The sequence below is a fragment of the Bradyrhizobium sp. LTSP849 genome, assembly GCF_000938255.1.
GTDB lineage: Bacteria > Pseudomonadota > Alphaproteobacteria > Rhizobiales > Xanthobacteraceae > Bradyrhizobium.
Map to the genome: position 1 here is coordinate 1 of NZ_JYMR01000027.1, position 3,829 is coordinate 3,829.

The window sequence follows — 3,829 nt, forward strand, 5'->3', positions numbered from 1 at the left end:
TGGCATCAAGGACCGCCTGATGCATCGGCCCAACAAGCATCATCCCGAACTGCCGCCGCGGCAGAAGCTGCGCAACAAACTAATCGCCAAGGTGCGCGCCGCCGTCGAGCGTCCGTACGCCGTGTTCAAGGAGCATTATGGTCTCCGGCGGATGCGCTTCTTCAACTTCGAGCGCAATCAGGTGCACATCGTGCTGGCCTGCTGCGCCTACAACCTACGGCGTGCGGCCGGCGCATTGGCCGCACAACGCCAGGAGTCCGTCTCCGCATGAAAAAACAGAGGACAACAGGGGATGAAATGAGCAAAATGCCGCTCACTGTAGCGGGCTGACATCAAAAAAGCCCGCGACGCACCTCAAGCGCCCGCTCGCCCCTCTGTGCAAAGCCCTCCTTGCGGGAGAGGGTGGCTCGCCGCATAGCGGCGAGACGGGTGAGGGGCCTCTCTCCGCGTCCACCTCTCACGATTGAGTTCGCGGATAGAGACCCCTCATCCGGCGCTTCGCGCCACCTTCTCCCACAAGGGGAGAAGGGAAGCCACGCGCGCAAAGCCGCCCTCGACAGTTTCTTTCTGCATTTGTCGCTCCCAACGACACCCCCATTGCTATTTGCACCACCACCCTTGCAGCACGCTCCATCCCGACAAAAGTCAGACAGACGACCACATCGGGAGACCGGCCATGGGCCTGCAAGAAACAAAAATCGAATCGCTTCCCTTCGTCACTGCTGAACTCAACTATCTCGCGCCGGTTTCCGGCAAGCCGCGCACCTACGCCTTCGACCCGCCGCCGGGCGAGCCGAAAAGCACATCGTTGCCGGAGCCGCATCAGGTCCCGATCTTCGACGCGCGGCTGATCGCGAACAATATCTCGCTCGATCGCGAGGGCTTTGCGCTGGTGCGCCATCCGAACCGGGTGAAGGACTTCTACAACGACGAGGAAATCAGGACGGTCTACTATCCCGCCGTCGAAGCCTTTCTTCGCGCGACGCTGAAGGCGGACCGCGTCGTCATCTTCGACCACACCGTGCGCAGGCGCGTCGATGGCGCCGCCGACATTCGCGACGGCGGTCCGCGCCAGCCCGCGACGCGCGTCCATGTCGACCAGACCGCGCTCTCGGGCGCCAACCGCGTGCGAGAGCATGTGCCTGATGAAGCCGACGAGCTGCAGAAGGGCCGCGTGCAGGTGATCAATCTCTGGCGCCCGATCCGCGGTCCCTTGCGCGATTCACCACTCGCGATGGTCGACGGCACCACGGTCGCGCCCGACGATCTCGTCGCTTCCGACCTGATCTATCCTAACCGTCGTGGCGAGACCTATTCGGTGAAATACAATCCGAACCATCGCTGGTTCTATTTCCCGGAGATGACGGCGGACGAAGCACTGCTGCTCAAGTGCTATGATTCTGCAACCGACGGCCGCACGCGTTTCGGGCCGCACACAGCCTTCATCGATCCGACCACGCCGGCCGATGCGGCGCCGCGCGAAAGCATCGAAGTGCGCACGCTCGTCTTTCACAAACAGTAACAATGTGTGATGGCACTGCCGGGCATCGCCCGGCAGTTCCCGGAACTTCAGGGAACAAAGCGACGTTTGCAACGCGGGGCAGGGCCAACCGGGAGCGGTGCCGTGCGAGCGTTGACTATTTTATTGCTTTGTTTGACGACCTCATCTCTCGCTCTCATTTCAATTGCGCATGCCGAGAGCGGGCTTGCTTCATATTACGGATACGGAAAAGCCGCGAAAGGCGGCGAGCTGACCTGCGCCCATCGGACGCGCCCGTTTGGGAGCGTGCTGAAGGTGTCCTATGGTGGCCACTCGATTCAATGCCGCGTCAATGATCGCGGCCCCTTCATCCGCGGCCGCATCGTCGATCTCTCCGTGCCTGCCGCCCGCGCGCTCGGCATGATGAGTGCGGGCGTGGTCCGCGTGTCGGTGGAATAGGCCCGCAAGCGCGCTATAGTGCCGCCCAAACAAGGGGTGAGGGGCGCTATGGCAAGGATCAGGGTCGGGCTCGTCGGCTGCGGCTTCGTGTCGGAGCTGCATATGTATGCGTTCCGGCGCGTCTATGGCGTGGACGTCGAGGTCGCGGCGGTGGCGGCGCGCGGCGACCATGTCGAGGAATTCGCCCAGCGCCATCAAATCCCGCGCGTCTATCGCAGTTTTTCCGAACTGAACGCGGACGCTGATATCGGCGTCATCGACATCTGCACGCCGCCCAACCTTCATGCCGGAATGATCGTAGCCAGCATGCAGGCCGGCAAGCATGTCATCTGTGAAAAGCCGTTCGCCGGCTATTTCGGCCGGGAGGGCGACCAGCAGCCGATCGGCAAGCACGTGCCGAAGGCGGTGATGTATGAGCGCGTGCTGGAGGAGATGGGCGCGACCCGTGCCGCGATCGAGCGCACTGGCAAGCTGTTCATGTATGCGGAAGACTGGATCTACGCGCCCGCGGTCACCAAGACCGCGGAGATCATCAAAGCAACGAAGGACAAAATCCTGTTCATGAAAGGCGAGGAGAGCCATTCCGGCTCGCACGCCGCGCATGCGGCGCAATGGGCGATGACAGGCGGCGGCTCGCTGATCCGGATGGGCTGCCATCCGCTGTCCGCCGTGCTCTATCTCAAGCAAGTCGAGGCCCGCGCGCGTGGCGAGACCATCAAGGTCGCCAGCGTTACGGGCGATGTCGGCAACGTCACGGCTAACCTCAAGCCCGAGGAGCGCACTTACATCAAGGCCAATCCGGTAGATGTCGAGGACTGGGGCACGCTGACCGCGACGTTCTCCGATGGCACCAAGGCGACCGTATTCTCCGGCGACATGATCATGGGCGGCGTGCGCAATCTGATCGAGACCTACACCTCAGGCGGTTCGTTGTTCGCCAACATCACCCCGAACACGCATCTGATGAGCTACCAGACCTCTGAGGAGAAGCTCGCGAGCGTCTACATCACCGAAAAGGTCGATCGCAAAACCGGCTGGCAATATGTCTGTCTCGAGGAGGAATGGACCCGCGGCTACCTCCAGGAGATCCAGGATTTCATGGAATGCGTGGCCACGGGACGACAGCCGCTATCGGATCTCGCGCTGGCCTACGAGACGATCAAGGTGAACTATGCGGGGTACTGGGCGGCGGAGGAGGGGCGGCGGGTGGTGTTGTAGGGTGCGATGAACTAGCCGCACGCATGCTGCCCACCCTTCTCCCCCTGCGGGGGCTTTGCACAATCGCTGCACGTGATTCTTTGAATCATGGCTGATTCTAGCGAGGGGAGCCATGGTTGAGCGCAATGTCGGTCAGATGAGCTTGGCGGATGGCCTGGTTCGGGCACCGCGAAGCAGCATCCTGGATGAGGTGGAGGCTGTTGTGGATTGGGCGCCGCTGCGCTCGCTGCTTGGCAAGCGGGGCGGCGATGGTGCCGGCAACAGCAGCTATCCGGCGGAAGTCTTGCTTCGCTGCTTGCTCGCCGGGATCTGGCACAATCTGTCTGATCCCGCGCTGGAAGCGGCCATTGCAGACCGGTTGTCGTTCCGCCGCTTTGTTGGTCTGAGCCTGCACGATCAGACCCCGGATCACACGACATTGTGGCGGTTTCGGCAGGAACTCGCCAAGGACGGTCTGATCGAGAAGATCTTCACTGAGATCAATCGGCAGTTGGAGGCCAAGAAGCTGATCCTCAAGCAGGGAACGCTGGTCGACGCCTCGTTAATCGCGGCACGAGCCACTCCGCCCCGCAAGGCACGCAAGGATGGCGAGGATACGCCACCCAAACCATCTGCGGATCGCGATGCTCGCTGGGGCCGGAAAGGCAAAAAGAGCGTGTTCGGCTATAAAAT

5 protein-coding genes are annotated in these 3,829 nt (G+C 62.1%); all 5 read left to right on the plus strand.

Features of this window, described 5'->3' with window-relative positions; translation table 11 throughout:
* The coding region (locus UB31_RS19080) for a transposase (protein ID WP_045009670.1) at positions 1-271 on the plus strand (271 nt) is incomplete at its 5' end.
* Between the two features lie 405 nt (positions 272-676).
* A complete protein-coding gene (locus UB31_RS19085; protein ID WP_045006042.1) occupies positions 677-1,522 on the plus strand; it encodes a CmcJ/NvfI family oxidoreductase in 846 nt (281 codons plus the stop codon).
* A gap of 102 nt (positions 1,523-1,624) precedes the next feature.
* Positions 1,625-1,939 carry a septal ring lytic transglycosylase RlpA family protein gene (locus tag UB31_RS19090; protein WP_045006041.1) on the plus strand — a complete coding sequence of 105 codons (315 nt, stop codon included), beginning with the start codon at positions 1,625-1,627 and terminating at the stop codon, positions 1,937-1,939.
* A 48-nt stretch (positions 1,940-1,987) separates the two neighbouring features.
* A complete protein-coding gene (locus UB31_RS19095; RefSeq protein WP_045006040.1) occupies positions 1,988-3,157 on the plus strand; it encodes a Gfo/Idh/MocA family protein in 1,170 nt (389 codons plus the stop codon).
* A 112-nt stretch (positions 3,158-3,269) separates the two neighbouring features.
* The coding region (locus UB31_RS19100) for an IS5/IS1182 family transposase (RefSeq protein ID WP_045009489.1) at positions 3,270-3,829 on the plus strand (560 nt) is incomplete at its 3' end.